The sequence below is a fragment of the Actinomadura viridis genome (genome assembly GCF_015751755.1).
In the GTDB taxonomy this organism is placed as follows: domain Bacteria; phylum Actinomycetota; class Actinomycetes; order Streptosporangiales; family Streptosporangiaceae; genus Spirillospora; species Spirillospora viridis.
Genome location: NZ_JADOUA010000001.1, coordinates 3,054,331 through 3,074,967, shown reverse-complemented (window position 1 = coordinate 3,074,967; position 20,637 = coordinate 3,054,331). Strand labels below are relative to the sequence as shown.

Annotated in this window: 19 protein-coding genes; 7 read left to right on the top strand and 12 right to left on the bottom strand. The window is 74.5% G+C overall.

Annotated elements, in window-relative coordinates; genetic code table 11:
• Nucleotides 1-13: 13 nt before the first annotated feature.
• From IW256_RS13800 to IW256_RS13755, 10 genes are all read right to left on the bottom strand, one after another.
• Complete coding sequence (locus IW256_RS13800; protein WP_197011346.1) at nt 14-1,591, bottom strand: N-acyl-D-amino-acid deacylase family protein; 1,578 nt, start codon at nt 1,589-1,591, stop codon at nt 14-16.
• Entirely contained in the window at nt 1,588-2,076 is a 489-nt protein-coding gene (locus IW256_RS13795) for a RidA family protein (RefSeq protein WP_197011345.1), read from the bottom strand. Before IW256_RS13795 ends, IW256_RS13800 begins: the two co-directional genes overlap by 4 nt.
• A 35-nt stretch (nt 2,077-2,111) precedes the next feature.
• The gene (locus IW256_RS13790) at nt 2,112-3,116 is read right to left on the bottom strand and encodes an ABC transporter ATP-binding protein (protein WP_197011344.1); all 1,005 of its coding nucleotides are present in this window, start codon (nt 3,114-3,116) and stop codon (nt 2,112-2,114) included.
• Nucleotides 3,109-4,206, bottom strand: coding sequence for an ABC transporter ATP-binding protein (locus tag IW256_RS13785; RefSeq protein ID WP_307828883.1), 1,098 nt, complete (start codon nt 4,204-4,206; stop codon nt 3,109-3,111). The genes IW256_RS13790 and IW256_RS13785 overlap by 8 nt, the downstream gene beginning before the upstream one ends.
• Nucleotides 4,203-5,111 carry an ABC transporter permease gene (locus IW256_RS13780; RefSeq protein WP_197011343.1) on the bottom strand — a complete coding sequence of 303 codons (909 nt, stop codon included), beginning with the start codon at nt 5,109-5,111 and terminating at the stop codon, nt 4,203-4,205. Before IW256_RS13780 ends, IW256_RS13785 begins: the two co-directional genes overlap by 4 nt.
• Nucleotides 5,108-6,067, bottom strand: coding sequence for an ABC transporter permease (locus IW256_RS13775; protein WP_197011342.1), 960 nt, complete (start codon nt 6,065-6,067; stop codon nt 5,108-5,110). The genes IW256_RS13780 and IW256_RS13775 overlap by 4 nt, the downstream gene beginning before the upstream one ends.
• A 61-nt stretch (nt 6,068-6,128) precedes the next feature.
• A complete protein-coding gene (locus IW256_RS13770; protein ID WP_197011341.1) occupies nt 6,129-7,775 on the bottom strand; it encodes an ABC transporter substrate-binding protein in 1,647 nt (548 codons plus the stop codon).
• A 51-nt stretch (nt 7,776-7,826) separates the two neighbouring features.
• The gene (locus IW256_RS13765; protein ID WP_197011340.1) at nt 7,827-8,678 is read right to left on the bottom strand and encodes a fumarylacetoacetate hydrolase family protein; all 852 of its coding nucleotides are present in this window, start codon (nt 8,676-8,678) and stop codon (nt 7,827-7,829) included.
• A 3-nt stretch (nt 8,679-8,681) separates the two neighbouring features.
• Nucleotides 8,682-9,608, bottom strand: coding sequence for a Gfo/Idh/MocA family protein (locus tag IW256_RS13760; RefSeq protein ID WP_197011339.1), 927 nt, complete (start codon nt 9,606-9,608; stop codon nt 8,682-8,684).
• Nucleotides 9,605-10,627, bottom strand: a complete 1,023-nt coding sequence (locus IW256_RS13755; protein WP_197011338.1) for a Gfo/Idh/MocA family protein — start codon at nt 10,625-10,627, stop codon at nt 9,605-9,607. The genes IW256_RS13760 and IW256_RS13755 overlap by 4 nt, the downstream gene beginning before the upstream one ends.
• Nucleotides 10,628-10,808: 181 nt before the next feature.
• Between IW256_RS13755 and IW256_RS13750 the strand changes: the two genes are divergently transcribed.
• From IW256_RS13750 to IW256_RS13735, 4 genes are all read left to right on the top strand, one after another.
• Nucleotides 10,809-12,146, top strand: a complete 1,338-nt coding sequence (locus tag IW256_RS13750) for an aspartate aminotransferase family protein (RefSeq protein WP_197011337.1) — start codon at nt 10,809-10,811, stop codon at nt 12,144-12,146.
• 129 nt (nt 12,147-12,275) lie between these two features.
• Complete coding sequence (locus IW256_RS13745) at nt 12,276-13,154, top strand: enoyl-CoA hydratase (protein WP_197011336.1); 879 nt, start codon at nt 12,276-12,278, stop codon at nt 13,152-13,154.
• A complete protein-coding gene (locus tag IW256_RS13740) occupies nt 13,151-14,314 on the top strand; it encodes an acyl-CoA dehydrogenase family protein (protein ID WP_197011335.1) in 1,164 nt (387 codons plus the stop codon). The genes IW256_RS13745 and IW256_RS13740 overlap by 4 nt, the downstream gene beginning before the upstream one ends.
• Entirely contained in the window at nt 14,311-15,297 is a 987-nt protein-coding gene (locus IW256_RS13735) for an acyl-CoA dehydrogenase family protein (RefSeq protein ID WP_197011334.1), read from the top strand. The genes IW256_RS13740 and IW256_RS13735 overlap by 4 nt, the downstream gene beginning before the upstream one ends.
• Before the next feature lie 16 nt (nt 15,298-15,313).
• On the opposite strand, the gene IW256_RS13730 is transcribed toward IW256_RS13735, so the two are convergent.
• Together IW256_RS13730 and IW256_RS13725 are read right to left on the bottom strand one after the other, a co-directional pair.
• Entirely contained in the window at nt 15,314-15,940 is a 627-nt protein-coding gene (locus IW256_RS13730) for a TetR/AcrR family transcriptional regulator (RefSeq protein WP_197011333.1), read from the bottom strand.
• A 199-nt stretch (nt 15,941-16,139) separates the two neighbouring features.
• Nucleotides 16,140-16,766 (bottom strand): TetR/AcrR family transcriptional regulator, encoded by a 627-nt coding sequence (locus tag IW256_RS13725; RefSeq protein ID WP_197011332.1) that lies wholly within the window; start codon nt 16,764-16,766, stop codon nt 16,140-16,142.
• Between the two features lie 93 nt (nt 16,767-16,859).
• Between IW256_RS13725 and IW256_RS13720 the strand changes: the two genes are divergently transcribed.
• The 3 genes from IW256_RS13720 to IW256_RS13710 all read left to right on the top strand — a co-directional run bounded on the left by IW256_RS13720 (nt 16,860) and on the right by IW256_RS13710 (nt 20,616).
• On the top strand, nt 16,860-17,687 hold the full coding sequence (locus IW256_RS13720; RefSeq protein ID WP_197011331.1) for an SDR family oxidoreductase: 828 nt from the start codon (nt 16,860-16,862) through the stop codon (nt 17,685-17,687).
• Between the two features lie 19 nt (nt 17,688-17,706).
• Nucleotides 17,707-18,870, top strand: coding sequence for an NADH:flavin oxidoreductase (locus IW256_RS13715; RefSeq protein WP_197011330.1), 1,164 nt, complete (start codon nt 17,707-17,709; stop codon nt 18,868-18,870).
• An 81-nt stretch (nt 18,871-18,951) separates the two neighbouring features.
• A complete protein-coding gene (locus IW256_RS13710; RefSeq protein ID WP_197011329.1) occupies nt 18,952-20,616 on the top strand; it encodes a thiamine pyrophosphate-binding protein in 1,665 nt (554 codons plus the stop codon).
• Nucleotides 20,617-20,637 lie beyond the last annotated feature (21 nt).

The window sequence follows — 20,637 nt, the reverse complement described above, 5'->3', positions numbered from 1 at the left end:
CTCGTCTCTCCGATCAGGGGATGCGCAGGATCTCTCCGGGACGCGCGCCGCCGTGCGCACCGTCCTCGACGACGGGACGACCGCCGACGAGGACCGCGCGGATCCCGTCCGGATACTGCTGCGGTGCTGTGAACGTAGCCCGGTCGGCGATCCGGGCGGGGTCGAACACGGCAATGTCGGCGACCGCGCCGGGGCGCAGGACGCCACGGCCGGTGAGCCCGGCCCGCTCGGCCGGGGCCGAGGTGCACTTGCGCACCGCCTCGGCCAGCCCGAGGCCGCCGGGCCGCCGGACGTACTCGGCGAACAGCCGCGGGTAGCAGCCGTAGGAGCGGGGGTGCGGGACGCCGCGCCCGGTGGGGCCGTCCGGGTCGAGCGCCTGCCCGTCCGAGCCGACCACGGCCGCGGGATGGGTGAGGGCGTCCAGCAGGTCGCGTTCGCTGCGCCCCCCGGCCACCATCTGCACCCCGTTGCCGTACGCGGCCGTCAGGTCGAGCGCGACCTCCCGCGGGTCGGTGCCGGCGCCGCGCGCGATGGCGGCGACGGTCCGGCCGGTGACGTCCCCGGCCCCGTCGGGAACGCGGCTGACCGTGATGTCGTCCCAGGAGTGGGGCATGTCGCGCCACCCGGCCGCGATGCGGGCGCGGACCGCGCGGTCGGCGAGCCGTTCCCGCATCGGCCCCTCGCCGCCCTCCTGCGCCCAGGCGGGCAGCAGCTGCGACAGCGGGGCGTTCCCGGCCAGGTAGGGGTAGATGTCGAAGGCGACGTCCACCCCGGCGGCGCGGGCATCGTCGATCAGCTCCAGCGCCCGCGCGACCGAGCCGTGGTTGCGCCTGCCGACCGCGACCAGGTGGGAGATCTGGGTGCGGCAGCCGGTGGACGCCGCGACCCGCAGGGCCTGGCGGACGGAGCCGAGCAGCCCGTCGGCGTAGTCGCGGACGTGCCAGGCGAACAGGCGCCCGCGGGCGGCGGCGGCGCGGCCGAGCGTCTCCAGCTCGTCCTCGCGGGCGTAGCAGGCCGGCGCGTACACCAGCCCGGTGGAGACGCCGGCGGCGCCCGCAGCGAGCGCGTCGTCGAGCAGGCCGCGCATCCGGTCCAGCTCGGCGGCGCCGGCGGGCCGGTCGCCGAACCCGGCCGCCGCCGCGCGCAGCGGGATGTGCGCGACCAGCGCGGCCACGTTCACCGAGGGCCGGGCGGCGCCGAGCGCGCCGAGGTACCCGGGCAGGTCCGACCAGTCCCAGCGGACGGCGGGGTCCAGGTCCAGGTACCCGGCGGCGGCGCGCAGCGCCTCGCGGTCGGCGGCGACGGGGGTCACGCCGAGGCCGCAGTTGCCGACCACGACGGTGGTGACGCCCTGGCGGACGGCGCTGTGCGCCCGCGGCTCCGACAGCAGGGTCAGGTCGGAGTGGGTGTGCACGTCGACGAACCCGGGGGTGACCACGTGCCCGGCCGCGTCGAGGGTCCGCGCGGCGGGGCGGCCCGCCAGGTCGCCGACCGCCTCGACGCGGCCGTCCGCGACCGCGACGTCGGCGCGGCGCGGCGCGGCCCCGGTGCCGTCGGCGACCGTCCCGCCGGTGATGAGCAGGTCGGTCACGGCACGGCCGGCCTCTCGCGCAGCCGGAACGTGGCCTGCACCTCGACGGGGCTGCCCGTCGGGAGCGCGGCGACGCCGAGCGCGACCCGGGCGTGCCGTCCCGCGGTGTCGCCGAGCACCTCGGTGAACAGCGCGGTCGCGGCGTCGGCCACGAGGTGCTGGTCGGTGAACCCCGGCGCGGACGCCACCCAGACCGAGACCGCCTCGACGTGCTCGACCGCGCCGAGCCCGCCCTCGCCGCGCAGTTCGTCCCGGACGGCGGCCAGGACGTTGCGGGCGCACTGCCGGGCGCAGGAACGGGCCGTCTCGAACGTGACGTCCTCCCCCACCCGTCCCTCGGCGAGCAGCCGCCCGTCCCGGACGGCGACCTGCCCGGAGGCGATCAGCGTCCGTCCGGTGCGGCGGGCGGCGGCGACCCGTGGCCGGCTCCCGGCGGGTCCCGGTTCGGCGGGGGCGGCGGCCAGGCGGGCTTCGGCGTCGTGCATGGTGTCTCCCTGGTCGGGTTCGGGGCGGGGCGCGGTCACGCGCCGGCCAGGACGTCGGTGACCTCGGCGAAGTGGCAGGCGGCGGGATGGCCGATCCCGTCGCGCGCCACCAGCGGCGGCGTCTCCTCCGCGCAGACGTCCCGCGCCTTCCAGCAGCGGGTGCGGAAACGGCAGCCGGACGGCGGATCGATCGGGCTCGGCACGTCCCCCGCCAGCACGATCCGCTCGCGGGCCCCGGCGGCGCCGGGCTCGGGACGCGGGACGGCCGACAGCAGCGCCTGCGTGTACGGGTGCGCGGGGGCGCGGAAGATCTCCTCCCGGGTACCGGTCTCCACGATCGTCCCGAGGTACATCACGGCGATCTCGTGGGACACGTGCCGTACCACCGACAGGTCGTGGGAGATGAACAGGTACGCCACGTCAAGCTCGCGCTGCAGCTCGCGCAGCGTGTTGACGACCTGCGCCTGGATCGACACGTCCAGGGCGCTGACCGGCTCGTCCAGGACGAGCACCTTCGGGCCGAGCGCCAGCGCGCGGGCGATCCCGATGCGCTGCCGCTGCCCGCCGGAGAACTCGTGCGCGTACCGGCGGGCGTGCGCGGGCGCGAGCCGCACCATGTCGAGCAGCTCGGCGACCCGTGCCGGGCCGCCGTCGTCGTAGCGGCCCTGGACGCGCAGCGGCTCGGCGATGATGTCGTGCACGGTCATCCGCGGGGACAGCGACGCGTACGGGTCCTGGAACACCAGCTGCAGGTCGCGGCGGAGCGCGCGCAGCCCGGCGCCGCGGACGCGGGTCACGTCCCGGCCGGCCACGACGATGCTTCCCGCGGTGGGCTCCAGCAGCCGGACCGCCATCCGGCCCGTGGTGGTCTTGCCGCAGCCGGACTCGCCGACCAGGCCGAGGGTACGGCCGGCGCGCACGGCGAAGTCCACGCCGTCCACCGCGTGGACGGCTCCGGTGCGGCGGCGCAGCGGCCCGGACCGCACCGGGTAGTGCTTGGCCAGCCCGGTGACGCGCAGGACCTCCGGCGGCTCAGTCATCGCCGTCCTCCTCTGCCAGCTCGTGGTGGAAGTGGCAGGCGCTGGCCCGGCCCGGCCCGGTCGCGACCGGCTCGGGCCGCTCCTCCCGGCACAGGTCCCGCGCCATCGGGCAGCGCGGGGCGAACGGGCAGCCCGCCGCGGTCTCGCCCGGCCCCGGCGGGGAACCGGGGATCGGCGTCAGCTCCTCGGAGTCGTCGTCCAGCCGGGGCAGGCTCCGCAGCAGCCCGCGGGTGTACGGGTGGCGGGGCGCGCCGAAGATCGCGGCGACGGGGCCGTGCTCGACCACCCGGCCCGCGTACATCACCACGACCCGGTCGGCCATCTCGGCGACCACGCCCAGGTCGTGGGTGATCAGGACGGTCGCCGCGCCGGTCTCCCGCCGGGTCAGCCGCAGCAGGTCGAGCACCTGGGCCTGGACGGTGACGTCCAGGGCGGTGGTGGGCTCGTCGGCGATGAGCAGGTCGGGGTCGTTGGCCATGGCCATCGCGATCATCGCGCGCTGCCGCATCCCGCCGGAGAACTCGTGCGGGTACTGCCGCAGCCGCCGCCGCGCGCCCGGCACCCCGACGAGCGACAGCAGCTCGGCGGCGCGCTCGCGGGCGCCGCGCCGCGACAGGTCCTGCCGGTGCAGCCGCAGCGCCTCGCTCAGCTGCGCGCCGATCGACATGACCGGGTTGAGCGCTGTCATCGGATCCTGGAAGATCATCGCGATCCGGCCGCCGCGCAGCCGCCGCAGCTCGCGCGGGGAGAGCGTGCGCAGGTCGACGCCGTCGAACACGACCCGTCCCGACACGACCCGGCCGGGCGGTTTGATCAGCCCGAGCGCCGACATCGCGGTGACGCTCTTGCCCGACCCCGACTCGCCGACGACGCCGAGGGTCTCGCCGGGCGCGACGGCGTACCCGGCGCCGTCCACGGCGCGGACCACGCCCTCGTCGGTGGCGAAGTCGACGACGAGGTCCTCGATCTCCAGCAGCGGCCCGTTCACCGGACCCGCCGGCGGCGGCGCCTTCCGCGGCGACGCCTTCCGCAGCATCGTCTTCCGCAGTGTCGTCTTCAGCGGTGTCGTCTTCCGCGGTGACGGTTTCACTTGTCGCCTCCCCGTCCGGCGGGGGTGACGGCGTCGCGCAGGCCGTCCCCGACGAAGTTGACGGCGAGCACCGTCACGGCGATCGCGACGCCGGGCGGGATCCACAGCCAGGGCATCGTCTGGATCAGCGTGAGGTTCTGCGCGTCGTTCAGCATGTTCCCCCAGCTCGCCTGGGGCGGGCGGACGCCGAGTCCGAGGAAGGACGCGGTGGTCTCCAGCATGATCGCCTGGGCGACGGCCAGCGTCCCGGTCACGGTGACCGGCGGCAGCGCCGCCGGGACGATGTGCCTGCGGATCAGCCACCAGCCGTCGGCGCCCGCGGCCTCGGCGGCCTGGATGTACTCGCGGTCGCGCAGCGACAGCGTCACGCCGCGCACCACCCGGCCGGCGACCGGCCACTGGGTCAGCCCGATCGCGGCGATCAGCACGGTCACGCTGGGGCCGACGATCCCGGCGAGCACCAGGATCACCACCACGGTCGGGAACGACATCACGATGTCGGCGGCCCGCATGATCACGTGGTCGGCCCAGCCGCCGAACAGCCCCGAGACCGCGCCCAGCAGGGTCCCGACCGTGATCGCGGCGAGGGCGGCGGTCAGCCCGACCAGCAGCGACACCCGGCCGGCGTACAGCGTCCGGGCGAAGACGTCCCGGCCCGAGGAGTCGGTGCCGAACCAGTGCGCGCCCGACGGGCCCTGGCGCACCGCGTCGAGGTTCACCGCGTTCGGCGGGTGCGCCGCGATCAGCGGCGCCAGCAGCGTCAGCAGCACCACCGCGCCGAGCACCACGGCTCCGGCGACGGCCAGCCGGTTGCGGCGGAACCGGCGCAGCGCGCGGGCCCGCGGCGACGCGGACGGCTCCCCCTTGTGGACCGCCGGGGCGGTCGTGCTCGTGGACGCGGTCACCGCAGGCTCACTCTCGGGTCGACGACGGCGTACAGGAGGTCCGCGACCAGGTTGCAGACCAGCACCAGCACCGCGACGTACAGCGCGAACCCGACGATCACCGGGTGGTCGTGCTGGCCGATGGAGCTGACCGCCAGCTGCCCCATGCCGGGCCAGGCGAAGACCTGCTCGATCACCACCGCGCCCGCCAGCATCTGCGGGATCTGGTACATCACCACGGTGATCAGCGGGATCAGCGAGTTGCGCAGCGCGTGCCGCAGCACCACCCGGGCCGGGGACGCGCCCTTGGCCTCGGCCGTGCGCACGTAGTCGGCGCCGATCTCGTCCACCAGCCCGCCGCGCACGTACCGCGTGAACGGCCCGGCCGTGACGAACGCCAGGATCAGCCCGGGCAGCACCAGGTGGCGGAGCTGGTCGGCGGGGCCGCCGTCGCCGGGTGTCGTCATCCCCGCGGACGGCAGCACGCCGAGCTTCAGGGAGAACACGTAGATCCCGACGATGCCCAGGAAGAACGGCGGCACCGACACCGCGGCGAGGCCGAGCACGGTCGCGCCGTAGTCGACCGCGGTGTTGCGCCGTACCGCGGCGGCCACGCCGAGCCCGACCGCCACGACCAGGGCGACCGCCAGCGCCGCGCCCATGAGCTGCAGCGTCGGCCCGACCCGCTCGCCGAGCACCGCCCCCACGGGCCGGTGGCCGACGTAGGAGTATCCGAGGTCGCCGCGCAGGGCGCCCGACAGCCACTGGAAGTACTGCACGACCACGGGCCGGTCCAGGCCCAGTTCCCGCCGTTTGGCCTCGATGAACGCCGCGCCGCCGCCGCGCATCTGCTCGGGGTCGACCATCATGCGCACCGGGTCGCCCGGGGCGATCCGCACCAGCGTGAAGATCCCGACGCTGATCAGCAGGAACACCAGCGCGTTCACCAGCAGGCGCCGGATGACGTAGCCCGCCACGCCTCACCTCCTCTCGTTTCCGGGCCGCCGGCCGGGGACGCGCGCGTCCCCGGCCGGCGGTTCAGCCCAGCTTCCAGTTCGCCTGCTCCCAGAACCCGACCTCGTTCGTCGGGACGCCGGACGGCTCGAATCCCGACAGCCGGGTCCGGTAGGCCCAGATCGTGTCCGGGTTGTACAGCCACAGGTACGGGACCTTGGCGTTCTCGACCTTGGCCGCCTCCTGGAACACGCTCTTGCGGGCGGCCGGGTCGGCGACCGCGTCGGCCTTCTTCAGCAGCCCGTCCAGCCCCGCGTCGCAGAAGTGGGCGACGTTGCCGCCGGCCGGGTACGCCTGGTCACAGGCGTCGATGGTCGCGACGGTGGACGGCTCGGTCGCGTAGTTGCCGCCGCCGAACAGCGCCAGGTCGTAGCTCTTCTTCTCGTAGGACGACAGCAGCGCGTCCACCTGGACCTGCTTCAGCTCGACGTTCACGCCGACGGCCTTGAGCTGGTTCTGGATGACGGTGGCGGCGGTGTCGCGGTCCCGCTGCCCGGGCACCCACGACAGCGTGACCGGCTTGGAGGAGTCCCAGCCCGCCGCGGCGAGCAGGCTCTTGGCCTTCTCCGGGTCGTAGGGGTAGCCGGCGCCGGAGGGGGCCAGGTCCCCGTAGAAGCTGGAGTCGACGACCGTCCCGGCCCCGGCGAGCACCTTGTCCACCAGGCCCTTGCGGTCGATCGCCGTCAGCAGCGCCTGCCGCACCCGCTCGTCCTTGAACCGGGTCTGGCTCTGGTTGACCGCGATCCGGTTGAACCCGGGGCTCTTGGCGGTGACGACCTTGACGTCCTTCAGCTTCCGGACGGCCGGCAGGTCGGTCGGCGAGATCTGGGCCAGGTCCATCTCGCCGGTGCCGAGCTGGGCGGTGGCCACGTCGGAGGTCACCGGCTTGAGGAACACCTTCTTGATCGAGGCGGGCTGCCGGTGGTGGGGGTTGGCGGCCAGCTCGACGTACTGGTCGGTCTTGTACTGGACGAAGGTGAACGCGCCCGACCCGACGGTCGGCCTGGTGAAGAAGGCGTCGTCGCCCAGCCCCTTCACCGGGAGCCGGCCGAGCACGTGCTCGGGCAGGATCGGGATGTTCCCGATGAGGCCGGGCAGTCCCGCCGCGGGCCGGGTCGTGGCGATCTTGACGGTGGTGTCGTCGGGCGCGGTGACGCCCTTCAGCGACGCGGCCTTGCCGTCCGCGAGGTCCCCGGCGCCGTCGACGGCGGCGAACCTGCCCGCCTGGGCGCTGCCGGTCGCGGGGTTGGCCAGGGCGTTGTAGGTGAACACCACGTCCTTGGCCGTCAGGGGCTTCCCGTCGCTCCACTTCAGGCCGGGCTTCAGGGTGAACGTGACGCTCCTGGCGTCCTCGGACACCTGCGGGGCCGCCGCGGCCAGGCGCGGACGCAGCGCGTACGAGGCGTCCGCCCCGTACAGGGAGTCGAAGATGAACGACATGACGAGCTGGTCGGGCCCGTTGTTGGGCGCGAGCGGGCTGAAGGTCTTCGGCTTCTGGTACAGGTACATGTTGAGCACGCCCGTGTCGCCGCCGCCTGACGACCCCTGCGTGGGGTCGGAGCTGCACGCGGCGAGCGCGCCTGCCGTGAGGGCGCCGCCCAGCGCCATCGCCAGGCCGCGCCTGCCGATGCCGGCGGTCGCGGTATGCCGCCTGCCGGAACGAATGGTCATGAGTGCCTCTTCTTCTCGGCGGTGGCCGGGCCCGGCCCGGCCACGGTCCGCTCAGCGGACGCGGTTCACCAGGCTGCCGAGCCCGGTCACGCGGACCGTCATCTCGTCGCCTGCGGACAGGAACTCCCCCGTGGCCAAACCGACCCCTGCGGGCGTGCCGGTGTAGAGCACGTCGCCGGGCTCCAGCGTCATGAGCCGGGAGGCGAACGCCACCAGCTCCGCGACGTTGAAGATCATCTGACTGGTGTCGCCGTGCTGCCGGACCCGCCCGTTGACCTCCATGACGACGTCCAGCTTCTGCGGGTCGGGCACCTCGTCGGCGGTGACCAGGTACGGGCCCAGCGCGGCGAACCCGTCCGGCCACTTGCCGTTCAGCCAGTCGAAGAACGCGACCGCCGGGTCGTCGGTGTCGCGTTCGTGCCCGTAGTCCATCGCCCGGGCGGACACGTCGTTGCCGATCGTGTAGCCGCCCACGTGGTCCAGGGCGTCCTCCAGCGGGATGTCCTTGCCGCCGCGGCCGATCACCGCGACCAGCTCGGCCTCCCAGTCCACGCTCGGGCTGACCGCCGGGAGCGCGATCTCCTCGCCGGGTCCGCTGACGGCGGTGGACGGCTTGAGGAACAGGCGCGGCGAGATCCGCGACTTGTCGATGCGGTCGCCGCCGGTCTCGGTCACGTGCTCCTGGTAGTTGGCGGCCACCGCGAGCACCTTGCCCGGACGCGCCAGCGGCGCCAGCAGCGTGACCTCGTCCAGCGGGTGCGAGCCCTCCGGGGACGGCAGCGCGCCGAGCGTTCCGACCACGGCGCTCAGGTCGCCGGGCCCGAGGTCGGTCACGCGTCCGTCGCCGGCGATCCGGCCGTGGCGGACCGTGCCGTCCTGCAGGCGGTACGTCGCGAGTCTCATGGTTCAGGCCTCCGAGGGGTCGAGGGGCACGGGGGTGCCGAGGGTGAGGGAACGGGCCGCGGCGCCGGTGACGCGCAGGGCCGCGAGCGCGTCGCCGGGTCCGGCCTCGGGCGGGCGGCCGGTGACGATCGCGGTGTGCAGCGCGGTGAGCATCCGGCCGACCGTGCCTGGACCGTGCCAGGCGGAGCGGGTGCCGGACGCGGTCCGGACCGCCGCGCCGGGACGGGCCGCGTCGACGTCCATGACGCCGCCGGATCCGCTGATCCGGTAGCGGTGCAGCGCCATGCCGGGCGCGCCGGCGGTGCCGTGCAGCCGGCCGACCGTGATGGTGCTGGTCAGGCCGTGGGCGTGGTCGAGCAGGAGGAGTGTGGACCGGGCGGGGTCGCGGCCGGGCAGGGCGTGCACGCGCTCGACGGCCTGCCCGGTGAGCGCCAGGACCACGTCCACCGGGTAGAGCCCGAAGTTGACCAGCTCGCCCTGCGGGCACGGGTCGCCGCCGTCCACGAGGAAGTCGGCCTGGACGTTCCAGGGCAGGCCGATCCGTCCCGCGGCCAGGGCGGCCCGGGCGGCCTGGACGGCGGCGCCGAACCGGTGGTGGTGCGCGGGCATACAGACCAGGCCGGTCTCCCTGGCGGCGGCCGCGACCCGCTCGGCGCCGGCGAGGTCGGGCGCCATCGGCTTGTCGGCCAGCACGTGGCACCCGGCGCGCAGGGCCTCGACGATCCGGTCGGCGCGTTCGGCGGGCGGCGCGCACACGCAGACCACCTGGGCTCCGGTCTCGGCGATCGCGGCGGTGAGGTCGCCGGCCGCCGCCTCGACGACGGTGAACCCGGGATGGCCGCGGAGGGCGGGCAGGTACATGTCGCGCTGGTGGTCCTGGGTTCCGAGGCCGCCCGAACCCCAGGGCAGCGTCCGCAGCGTCCCGCTCACGCGGCCTCCTCCAGGACGTCGGCGACCCGGACCGGCACGCCGGCGGCGATCGACCGCTCGGCGGCGACGCCCATGGCCACGGCCAGCAGCCCGTCCTCCCCCGTCACGGCGGGCGGCGCCCCGGTGAGGGCGTCCGCCCAGGCCGCGATCTGCGTGGCGAACCCGTCGGTGCCGCCGGGCGGCAGGAGCGCGGTGCCCGTCTCGCCGGTGACCGTTCCGGCCTCGGCGTCCCAGGGCAGCGTGAGGATCCCGCCGGTGCCGGTGACCAGCACGTCGCGGCGGGCGTAGGAGGCGGGACGGTGGCCGCGGCTCATCTCGCACACGGCGAGCGCCCCGCCGGCGAACGCGACCGTCATCTCCAGGTAGTCGTGGATGCCCAGTTCGGCCGCAGTCTGCCGGCGTCCGCGCGCGTAGACCGTCTCGGGGACCTCGCCCGTCCACCAGGTGACCAGGTCCAGCAGGTGGACGCCGTTGTGCAGGGCGTGCCCGCCGGAGCGGGCCGGGTCGAGCATCCAGCCGCGCCAGTCCGGCCAGATCCAGCCGCCCAGGATGGACAGCCGGACCATGTCCACCGCGCCGAGGTCGCCGGAGCGGATCACGTCCCGCACGGTCAGCGCGTAGTCGTAGTGGCGGTGGCTGTGGGCGGGCATCAGCACCCGGCCCGCCCGGGCGAACGCCGCGACGGCGCGCCGCGCCCCGGCCACGTCGGTGGCGAGCGGCTTCTCGATCAGCAGGTGGGCGCCCGCCGCCGCCACCTGGACGGCGATGGCGGCATGGGTGTCGTTGGGCGTGCAGACGACGCAGCCGCCGGCGCCGGTCTCCTCCAGCGCGGCGCCCAGGTCGGTGAACCAGGGCACGCCGCCGTTGGCGCGGGACGCGGCGGCGGCCCGCCCGGGGTCGATGTCGACGACGCCGGCGAGTTCGAGCCGCGGCTCGGCGTGGATCGCCGCGGCATGCTGGGCGGCGATGAAGCCGGTGCCGACCACCAGCACCCGCACTGGCACGGAATTGGATTCCATGCCGATGGATCCTGATCCCCGAGTGATTCGTCTGTCAAGAGGTCATCTGCATTCATTACCGACGATCCCCTGCTCACAACGTTCCACTCTCATCGCGTCATTGACATGGAACGCTTTTCCATGAATCATTCCGAGCCGAAACAAGGATGTAACAGTTCGCCGATTGACTAGGGGTTCCTCCATGACCACCGCCGATCTGGCCGGGCAGACCTCCGCCGGGGCGAGGCTGCTGGCCGCCGCGCGGGCCGTGATCCCGGGCGGCGTCAACTCCGCCACCCGCCTGGTCGGCCCGCCGCACGCGCTCACCGCCGCGTCGGGGGCGTACGTCACCGACGCCGACGGCCGGCGCTACCTCGACTACCACGCGGCGTTCGGCGCGATCCTTCTCGGTCACGCCGCGCCCGAGGTGGACGAGGCGGTGCGCGCCGCCGTCGGGGGCCTGGACCTGGTGGGCTGGGGGGTCACCGAGCCCGAGGTCGAGCTGGCCCGGCTGGTCACCGAGACGATCCCGTCCGCCGAGCAGATGATCTCGACGATGTCGGGCAGCGAGGCCACCGCCCAGGCGGTCCGACTCTCCCGCGCGGTCACCGGCCGCCCGCTGATCGTCAAGTTCCAGGGCGGCTTCCACGGCTGGCACGACGCCGTCGCCCGCAACGTGATCTCCGCCCCGGACCGCGCCTACGGCAGCGACCCGCTGTCGGGCGGCATCCTGCCCGAGGCCCTCGGCTCCACGCTGATCGCCGAGTTCAACGACCTGGACTCCGTCCGCGCCCTCTACGAGGCGCACCCGGACCGGATCGCCGCCGTCATCATGGAGCCGATCCCGCACAACGTCGGCGCCCTGGTCCCGTCCCGGGAGTTCGTCGAGGGGCTGCGCGCCCTCACCACCGAGCGGGGCTCACTGCTGATCTTCGACGAGGTCATCACCGGCTTCCGGCACGCGCTCGGCGGCTACCAGCAGATCTGCGGCGTCCTGCCCGACCTCACCACGTTCGGCAAGGCGATGGGCAACGGCTACCCGATCGCCGGGCTCGCCGGCCCCCGCCGCCTGATGGAGCACTTCAGCTCGGCCGGCGGGGACGTCCTGCTTGCCGGGACCTTCAACGGCAACCCGGTCTCGTCGGCCGCCGCCATCGCCACCATCGAGTACCTGCGCGGCCACCCGGACTTCTACGAGCGCACCCACGCCCTCGGCGACCGCATGCGCGCCGGCCTGGACGCGGCCTGCGCCGAGCTCGGCATCGCGGGCACCGCCGCAGGCTTCGGCGGCGTGTTCGCCCTCTACTTCGCCGAGTCCCCGATCCGCGGCTACCGCGACCTCATGCGCAACGACGACGCCGCCTACGTGGCCTTCCACCGCCGCATGACCGAGCGCGGCTTCCTGATGCTCCCGCTCACCCTCAAGCGCAACCACATCTCCGCCGCCCACACCGCGGAGGACGTCGACCGCACCCTGGAGGCGGCCCGCGACGTCCTGCGCACCATCCGCGACGACGGGCTGCTGGCCCCCACGGGCTGACCTCGAACGGGACCTCCACCGTAGCCCATCAAACATTTGTTTGGTATAGCTGTTCTCGGAACGGAGTCCCGGGACGTGCGCGCACCATCCCGGCACGGCACACGTATCGACGATGGACGGGAGAGCGCGATGACGATCCAGGAGACCTCCGCGGAGGAAGAGGTGGTCACCTACGAACGGCGCGGCGTGGTCGCGGTCGTGACCCTCAACCGGCCGCGGTACCGCAACGCCCAGAACTCCAAGGTCACCTACGCGCTGGACGCCGCGTTCACCCGCGCGGTCGACGACGACGGGGTGAAGGTGATCGTGCTCGCCGGGAACGGCCGGCACTTCTGCGCCGGCCACGACATCGGCACCCCCGGGCGCGACGCCGACGAGTCGTTCGAGCGCAAGGCCGTGATCTGGTGGGACCACACCGGCCGGGAGGGCGTCGACCGGCGCCTGGCCCGGGAGGCCGAGGTCTACCTCGGGATGTGCCGGCGGTGGCGGGAGATCCCCAAGCCGATGATCGCCATGGTGCAGGGGGCCTGCATCGCCGGCGGGCTCATGCTCGCCTGGTCGTGCGACTTCATCGTGGCCGCCGACGACGCGTTCTTCTCCGACCCCGTCGTCCGCATGGGGATCCCCGGCGTGGAGTTCTTCGCGCACCCCTGGGTCATGAACCCCCGCGCCGCCCGCGAGTTCCTGTACACGGGCGACCGCTTCGGCGCCCGGCGCGCCCACGAGCTCGGAATGGTCAACCACGTGGTCCCCCGGGACGAGCTGGAGACGGCGACCATGGCGATCGCCGAGCGGATCGGCGAGATGCCCGGCTTCGGGCTGGCGCTGACGAAGAAGGCGATCAACCAGGCCGAGGACCTGCAGGGCATGCGCGCCGGGATGGACTCGGTCTTCGGCCTGCACCACGCGGCGCACGCCCACAACGCCGAGGTGGGCGTCGACTCGCTGGCCGGCATGGACGCCCGCGCCGTCCGCGACGCGTCGGCGCGGCGGGAGGGCCCTCGATGAACCTCGATCTGGACGACCGCGAACGGGCGTTCCGGGACGAGGCGCGCGCGTGGCTGGCCGAGCACGTCCCGGCGTCCCCCCTGCCGAACATGGACACCGCCGAGGGCTTCGAGGCCCACCGCGAGTGGGAGGCCGTGCTGGCGGCGGGCCGCTGGTCGGTGGTGTCGTGGCCGGCGGCCTACCTCGGCCGCGACGCGTCCCTCCTGGAGTGGGTGCTGTTCGAGGAGGAGTACTACCGCGCCGGCGGGCCCGCGCGCGTGGCGCAGAACGGGATCTCCCTGCTCGCCCCGATCCTCTTCGAGTACGGCACCCCTGAGCAGCGGGAACGGTACCTGCGCCCGATGGCCGACGGCACCGAGATCTGGGCCCAGGCGTGGTCGGAGCCCGAGGCCGGAAGCGACCTGGCCGCGCTGCGCGCCACCGCGGCCCGCGACGAGGCGCGCGGCGGGTGGGTCCTCAACGGGCAGAAGACCTGGAGCTCGCGGGCCGCGTTCGCGCACCGGGGCTTCGGGCTGTTCCGGTCCGACCCGTCGGCCCGGCGGCACAAGGGCCTGACCTACTTCCTCTTCCCGCTGGACGCCGAGGGCGTCACCGTGCGCCCGATCCCGAAGCTGGACGGGCACCCCGGCTTCGCCGAGATCTTCTTCGAGGACGTCTTCGTGCCGGACGCGGACGTTCTGGGCGCCCCGGGCGACGGCTGGCGGGTGGCGATGAGCACCGCCGGGAACGAGCGCGGGCTGTCCCTGCGCGCCCCCGGCCGCTTCTGCGCCGCCGCCGACCGGCTCCTCACGCTCTGGAAGGAGCGCGGCGCCGGGTCCGCCGCCCTGGGCGAGCGCGTCGCCGACGCCTGGATCGCCGCGCAGGCCTACCGCCTGTACACCTTCGCCACCCTCGCCCGGATCGAGCGGGGCGAGAGCGTCGGCGCCGACGGGAGCGTGAACAAGATCTTCTGGTCGGAGCTCGACGTGCGGCTGCACGAGACCGCCCTGGCCCTGCTCGGCGCGGAGGCGGAGCTGCGCGGCGCGGGCGCGCCCTGCGACGGCGCCTGGATGGACGGCTACCTGTTCGCCCTGTCCGGCCCCATCTACGCGGGGACCAACGAGATCCAGCGCAACATCGTGGCCGAACGGGTCCTCGGCCTGCCGAGAGGAGACCGATGAGATTCGCCCTGAGCGACGAGCGGCGCGGCTTCGCGCGGTCCCTGGACGACCTGCTCGGCGACGCCGGCGTACCGGCCGCCTCGCGCCGCTGGGCGGACGGCGACAGCGGGCCGGGCCTGGAGATATGGCGGCGGCTCGCCGAGATGGGGGTCAGCGCGCTCCGCGTGCCCGAGGCCCACGGCGGCCTCGGCGCCGAGCCCGCCGACGTGGTCGTCGCGTTCGAGGCCCTCGGGCGCCACCTGGTGCCGGGCCCCTACATCGAGTCCGTGGTCCTGGCCCCGCCCCTGCTGGCGTCCGCCGGCGGCGGGCCCTCCCTGGACGACCTGGCGGCCGGGACCGCCATCGTCACCGCCGCCGCGCCCCCGATGGCGCCCCTCGCCCTCGACGCCCACGTGGCGCACGCGGTGCTCGTCCTCGACGGGTCCGGGCTCTCCGCCGCGGAGCGCGGCGAGGCGCGCACCTCCGTGGACCGGTCCCGCAGGCTCTTCGAGGCACGTCCCGCGGGGGCGCCGGCCCGGCTGGATCCCGCCGTCGCGGCCGGCGCGCTCGACGCCGCCGTGCTCGCCTGCTCGGCGCAGCTGCTCGGCGCCGGGGAGCGCGCCCTGGCCACGGCGGTGGAGTACGCCGGGTCGCGCCGCCAGTTCGGCCGGGTCATCGGCGAGTACCAGGCCGTCAAGCACGCCCTCGCCGACGTCCGCGTCGCCCTCGACTTCGCCCGCCCGCTGGTGTACGGCGCCGCCGTCTCGCTGGGAGAGGGGAGCCCCGACGCGGGCCGCGACGTCTCGGCCGCCAAGGCCGCGACCTCCGAGGCCGCCCACCTCGCCGCCCGGACGGCGCTCCAGACGCACGGCGCGATCGGCTACACCGAGGAGTACGACCTCGGGCTGTGGATCACCAAGATCCGGGCCCTCGCCACCGCCTGGGGCACCCCGGCGTTCCACCGGGCCCGGGTGCTCGCCGCCGTCACCGCCGCGACCGGATGACCGGGCGGGGAGGTCCCTACAGCAGACCGCCGTAGAGAAGGCCGAGGTAGTGGTCGGCGACCGCCTCGGAGCGAAGCCGGCCTCCGGGGCGGTACCAGCGGACGGTGGACCAGACCGCGTCGCGGATGAAAAGGTAGGTCGGCTTCACGTCGAGATCGGGCCGGAAGACCCCCGACGCCTGGCCCGCGGTGAGCACGCGGAGCCAGATCTTCTCGATCCGCGCGCTGTAGGCGCCGATGTAGGCGAACGCCTCCTCGCGCGCCAGGTTGCCCGATTCGTTCTGGTAGACCGCGACCGCGTGCGGGGCCTCGTCGATGGCGGCGAAGGAGGCCCGGACGAGCTCGCTCAGGGTCGCCCGCGGGTCGTCGTCCCGGCCCTCGATGGCGGCGAAGCGCTCGTGCAGCCCGGACAGCAACTCCCGGAGGATCTCGTCGAGCATCGCCTCCTTGGAGTCGAAGTGGTGGTAGATGCTGCCCGCGAGGATCCCGGCCGCGTCCGCGATGTCGCGCACCGTCGTCTTGGAGTACCCCTGGGTGGCGAACAGCTCGGCGGCGACCGCCAGGAGCTGCCCGCGCCGGTCGAAGCCGCCGCCCTTGGCCGGCTCGCCCTTCGGCGACCCCTTGCGCGACCTGGCCACCGCCATGCGCGTCTCCTCTCAGCTCCGGGACGGCATGGCCGCGCGTGCGCGCACGAACGCCGCAGGCCGGCACCATGCCCCCGAAGGGCGCCGGTCGCCCCTCTCCGGCCCCGTTCCTTCCGGGCATCATAGTGAACAAACATTTGGTGGGTCGCCTGATCGGACGCCGGTCGCCGGGCCCGCGGAGGGCGGCCGGCCGCACGGGTCAGCGCGCGCCGGGACGCGCGGGCGCGGTCAGGCCCGCGGTGATGAAGGCGACGACGGTCCGGGTCTCGGGGAACGTGGCCGGGGCCGCGGGGGCGGGGGCGGGCGAGCGCCCGTAGACCTCCAGGAGCAGGGTGAACGCCAGCCGCCATCGTTCGGCGACCTCGCGCACCGTCAGCTCGGGCATGGCCCGCCCCAGGATGACCTCGAAGGGGGCCGGGCCGAACCAGATCGAGACCGCCGGCAGGCGCCGCGTCGCCAGCGCCGAGCGGGCCAGCAGGTGGCACAGCATCCGGCCCTTCTCCGTCCGGGACAGCTCCTCGAAGGGCTCGGCCAGGGCCGCCACCAGGTCGGCCATCTCGAACGGCGCCCCCTCGTCCCCGCCCGCCTGGAAGCGCCGGGCGATGACCTCCATCCGGTCGGCCCACAGCGGCGCCAGCTCCCGTTCCAGCAGCGCCGAGACCAGCCCTTCCCGCGATCCGAAGTGGTAGTGGGCCGCGCCTGGATTCAGGCCGGCCTCGGCGTTGATGGCGCGGATCGACACCTGGTCGGCGCCCTTCTCCAGGAACAGGCGCGCGGCGGCGTCGAGCAGGCGGTCGCGGGTCGTCAAGGTGTCGTCATCGGCCACGCGACCATCTCATCACATATGCTACTAACACTGTCCAATCAGTGATTGATATATGTGAGGACCGACCACCCGCACGCCTTGGAGGCAGGGAGCATGGGCACCTACGTCGTCACCGGTTCCGCGTCGGGCATCGGGGCCGCCAGCGCCGCGGCCCTCACCGCCGCCGGGCACACCGTGATCGGGGTCGATCTGCGCGACGCCGAGGTCACGGCCGACCTCGGCACGCCGGAGGGGCGCGGGCACGCGGTCGGGGAGATCCTCTCGATCGGCGGCGGCGTCCTGGACGGCGTCGCCGCCGTCGCGGGGGTCGGCCCGGACACCGAGGACGCGGCGGCGGTGGTGTCCGTCGACTTCTTCGGCCCGGTGGCCCTGCTGGAGGGGCTGCGGCCGGCCCTGGAACGGGCGGACGCCGGGCGGGCCGTGGCGATCGGCTCCAACTCCGCCACCACCGTCCCGCTGGTGGACGAGGTCCTGGTGGATCTGGCACTGGCCGGGGACGAGGACCGCGCACGCGACCACGCCCGGGCCGCCCAGCGTGCCGCTCCCCCGGAACTCACCGCCATCGCGCCGAGCATCTCCGCCTACGCCTCCGCCAAGTTCGCGCTCGCGCGCTGGGTGCGCCGTACCGCGGTCACCCCCGAGTGGGCCCGGCGGGGCGTACTGCTGAACGCGATCGCGCCCGGCGCCGTGCTCACCCCGCTGATGCTCGGTTCCACCGGGGCCGCCCCCGACCAGAGCGCGGACGACTTCCCCACGCCGATGCCCCTGGGCGTCTTCGGGCGCCCCGAGGACATCGCGTTCTGGGTGCACCAGTTCCTCAGGCCCGAGGCCCGCTTCGCCACCGGAGCGGTCCTGTTCGTCGACGGCGGCACCGACGCCGCCATGCGCCCGGACGCCCAGCCGACGGCGATGACCCTCTGATCCCCCCAGGGAGGACCCCATGACCACACCCGAGGTGTTCGAGCGCGCGAGGCTGGGACCGCTCACCCTGCGCAACCGCGTCATCAAGGCCGCGACGTTCGAGGGGATGACCAGGGGTGCGCTGGCCGGCGACGAGCTGATCGAGTTCCACCGGCGGCACGCCGCCGGCGGGGTCGGCATGACGACGGTGGCGTACTGCGCGGTCGCGCCCGAGGGGCGCACCGAGCGCCACCAGATCTGGATGCGCCCCGAGGCGCTGCCGGGCCTGCGCCGCCTCACCGACGCCGTCCACGCCGAGGGCGCCGCCGCCTCGGCCCAGATCGGGCACGCCGGACCGGTCGCCAACGGCAGGTCCAACAGGGTCCCGGCGCTGGCGCCGTCCGGCTCGCTCAGCCCGCTGAGCCTGCAGAGGGTCCTCGCGGCCACGCCCGCCGACATCGAGCGGATCACCAGGGCGCACGCCGACGCGGCGGCGCTCGCCATCGAGGCCGGGTTCGACGCGGTCGAGATCCACATGGGGCACAACTACTTCACCAGCGCGTTCCTCAGCCCGAGGCTCAACAGGCGCCGGGACGGGTTCGGCGGGTCGCTCGCCAACCGCGCCAAGGTCGCCCTCGGCGTCGCCCGCGCCGTCCGGGAGGCGGTCGGCGACCGCATCGCCATCCTGGCCAAGCTCAACATGGACGACGGCGTGCCCGGCGGGCTCTGGCTGGACGAGAGCCTCCAGGTCGCCCGGTGGCTGGAACGCGACGGCGGTGTCGACGCCCTGGAGCTCACGGCCGGCAGTTCCCTGCTCAACCCGATGTACCTCTTCCGGGGCGAGGCGCCGGTACGGGAGTTCGCCGCGACGTTCCCGAGGCCGCAGCGGCTCGGCGTCCGCCTCGCCGGCGGCAGGTTCCTGCGGAGCTATCCGTACCGGGAGGCGTACCTGCTCGACAGCGCCCGCCAGTTCCGCGCCGCCCTGAAGATGCCGCTGGTCCTGCTGGGCGGGATCACCGAGCGCGCCACGATGGACCTCGCCATGGCCGAGGGCTTCGCGTTCGTCGCCATGGCCCGCGCGCTCCTGCGCGAGCCCGGCCTGGTCGACCGCCTCCGCGAGGAGCCCGCGACCCGGTCGCTGTGCGTCCACTGCAACAAGTGCATGCCGACGATCTACAGCGGAACCCGCTGCGTGCTCGCCTGAGCCGCCCCCCGGAGACTCCTTGACTTATATCTTTCTTTTATAAGATAGTCCCTCTCAGTGCGGTCGTGCTGGGAGGCGCTGATGCGGGTGGCCGGAGCGGTGGCGGAGACCCTCGCCGCGCACGGGGTCTCGTGCCTGTTCGGAGTGCTCGGGGACGGGAACCTGCCGATCCTGGACGCGCTGGTGCACGAGCACGGCGCGGACTACGTCGCGGCGGCCCGGGAGGACGGCGCCGTGCTCATGGCGGACGGGTACGCGCGGGCCGGAGGGCGGCTCGGGGTCGCGACCGTCACGCACGGCCCGGCGCTGACCAACGCGGTCACCGCGCTGACCGAGGCCGCGCGGGCCGGGACCCCGCTGCTCCTCGTCGCCGCCGACACCCCGCCGGGCGACCTGCGCAACCCGCAGGCGATCGACCAGGAGGACGTGGTCCGGCCGACCGGGGCGGGCTTCCAGCAGGCGCATTCGGCGGCGTCGGCCGCCGCCGACACGGCGCTCGCGATCCGGCGGGCGTACACCGAGCGGCGGCCGATCGTGCTGAACATCCCCACCCCGCTGCTGGGCCTGGAGGCCGGGGAGCTGCCTGGAACGTTCCGCCAAGATGCTCCGCCCGCGCCGGCGCCCCGGGCCGAGGAGGTCGCGCGGGTCGCGGGCGCGCTGGCCGCCGCGGAACGGCCGGTCATCGTCGCGGGGCGCGGAGCCGCCGGCGCGCGGGCCGAACTGGTCGCGCTGGGCGAACGGACGGGCGCGCTCCTGGCCACGACGCTGAAGGCCAAGGGGTTCTTCGCCGGCGAGCCCTACGACGTGGGCGTGTGCGGCGGGTTCGCGACGCGGATCGGGCGGGAACTGATCCGCGGGAGCGACCTGCTGCTGGCGGTCGGCGCCGGGCTGAACGCCTTCACCACCGACGGCGGCCGGATGCTCGCCGGGAGACCGGTGATCGTGCACAACGACGTCCGGCCCGAGGCGTTCGACGTCTGGACCCCCGCGGACCTGCGGATACTCGGTGACGCCGGCGCGTTCGCGGCGATGCTCGCCGGGGCCGCCGGGCCGAAGACCGGATGGCGGACGGAGGAGACCGCGCGGTGGCTGGCCGCGTCCGGCTACGCGACCGAGCACCCCGACGGGAGCGACGAGACGGGGCTCGACCCGCACACGGTGGTGGCCGCGCTGGAGCGGATGGTGCCGCGGCGGCGGACGCTGGTGGTCGAGGGCGGGCACGCCGCGCTGTCCGAGCCGTGCCGGGGGCTGTCGGTGCCCGACCCCTCCGGCTTCGTGTTCCCGGTCAACTTCGGGTCGATCGGGCTGGGGCTCGCCTCGGCGATCGGCGCCGCGACCGCCCGTCCCGACCGGGTGACCCTGGCCGTCACCGGGGACGGCGCGCTGATGATGAGCCTGGCCGAGCTGGACACGGCGGTGCGGCGGGGACTGCGGCTCGTGGTCGTCGTCATGAACGACGGCGCGTTCGGCTACGAGTACCACAACATGCTGCACCGGGGCATGGACGTCGGGCTGTCGCTGATCCCCCGGCCCGATTTCGCGGCGCTGGCCCGCGCGTTCGGGGCGGAGGCCGTGACCGTCCGGACGCCCGCGGAGCTGGACGCCCTGGAGGAGCTGGTCTCCGACCCGTCCGGCCCGGTGCTCGTCGACGCCAGGCTGACCCGGGCGGTGCGGACGCGCTGGTTCGCCGAGCACGAGAACGGGCTCGACCCCGCGGACCCGGACTTCGACCCGCGCTACCGATAGGAGGGACATGTTCACCCACTT

What these genes read in the sequence shown, in the direction of transcription:
- IW256_RS13795 (WP_197011345.1), bottom strand. Translation starts at nt 2,076, where the DNA reads ATGCACGACGCCGAAGCCCGCCTGGCCGCCGCCCCCGCCGAACCGGGA.
- IW256_RS13790 (WP_197011344.1), bottom strand. Translation starts at nt 3,116, where the DNA reads ATGACTGAGCCGCCGGAGGTCCTGCGCGTCACCGGGCTGGCCAAGCAC.
- IW256_RS13770 (WP_197011341.1), bottom strand. Translation starts at nt 7,775, where the DNA reads ATGACCATTCGTTCCGGCAGGCGGCATACCGCGACCGCCGGCATCGGC.
- IW256_RS13765 (WP_197011340.1), bottom strand. Translation starts at nt 8,678, where the DNA reads ATGAGACTCGCGACGTACCGCCTGCAGGACGGCACGGTCCGCCACGGC.
- IW256_RS13755 (WP_197011338.1), bottom strand. Translation starts at nt 10,627, where the DNA reads ATGGAATCCAATTCCGTGCCAGTGCGGGTGCTGGTGGTCGGCACCGGC.
- IW256_RS13750 (WP_197011337.1), top strand. Translation starts at nt 10,809, where the DNA reads ATGACCACCGCCGATCTGGCCGGGCAGACCTCCGCCGGGGCGAGGCTG.
- IW256_RS13745 (WP_197011336.1), top strand. Translation starts at nt 12,276, where the DNA reads ATGACGATCCAGGAGACCTCCGCGGAGGAAGAGGTGGTCACCTACGAA.
- IW256_RS13740 (WP_197011335.1), top strand. Translation starts at nt 13,151, where the DNA reads ATGAACCTCGATCTGGACGACCGCGAACGGGCGTTCCGGGACGAGGCG.
- IW256_RS13735 (WP_197011334.1), top strand. Translation starts at nt 14,311, where the DNA reads ATGAGATTCGCCCTGAGCGACGAGCGGCGCGGCTTCGCGCGGTCCCTG.
- IW256_RS13730 (WP_197011333.1), bottom strand. Translation starts at nt 15,940, where the DNA reads ATGGCGGTGGCCAGGTCGCGCAAGGGGTCGCCGAAGGGCGAGCCGGCC.
- IW256_RS13720 (WP_197011331.1), top strand. Translation starts at nt 16,860, where the DNA reads ATGGGCACCTACGTCGTCACCGGTTCCGCGTCGGGCATCGGGGCCGCC.
- IW256_RS13715 (WP_197011330.1), top strand. Translation starts at nt 17,707, where the DNA reads ATGACCACACCCGAGGTGTTCGAGCGCGCGAGGCTGGGACCGCTCACC.
- IW256_RS13710 (WP_197011329.1), top strand. Translation starts at nt 18,952, where the DNA reads ATGCGGGTGGCCGGAGCGGTGGCGGAGACCCTCGCCGCGCACGGGGTC.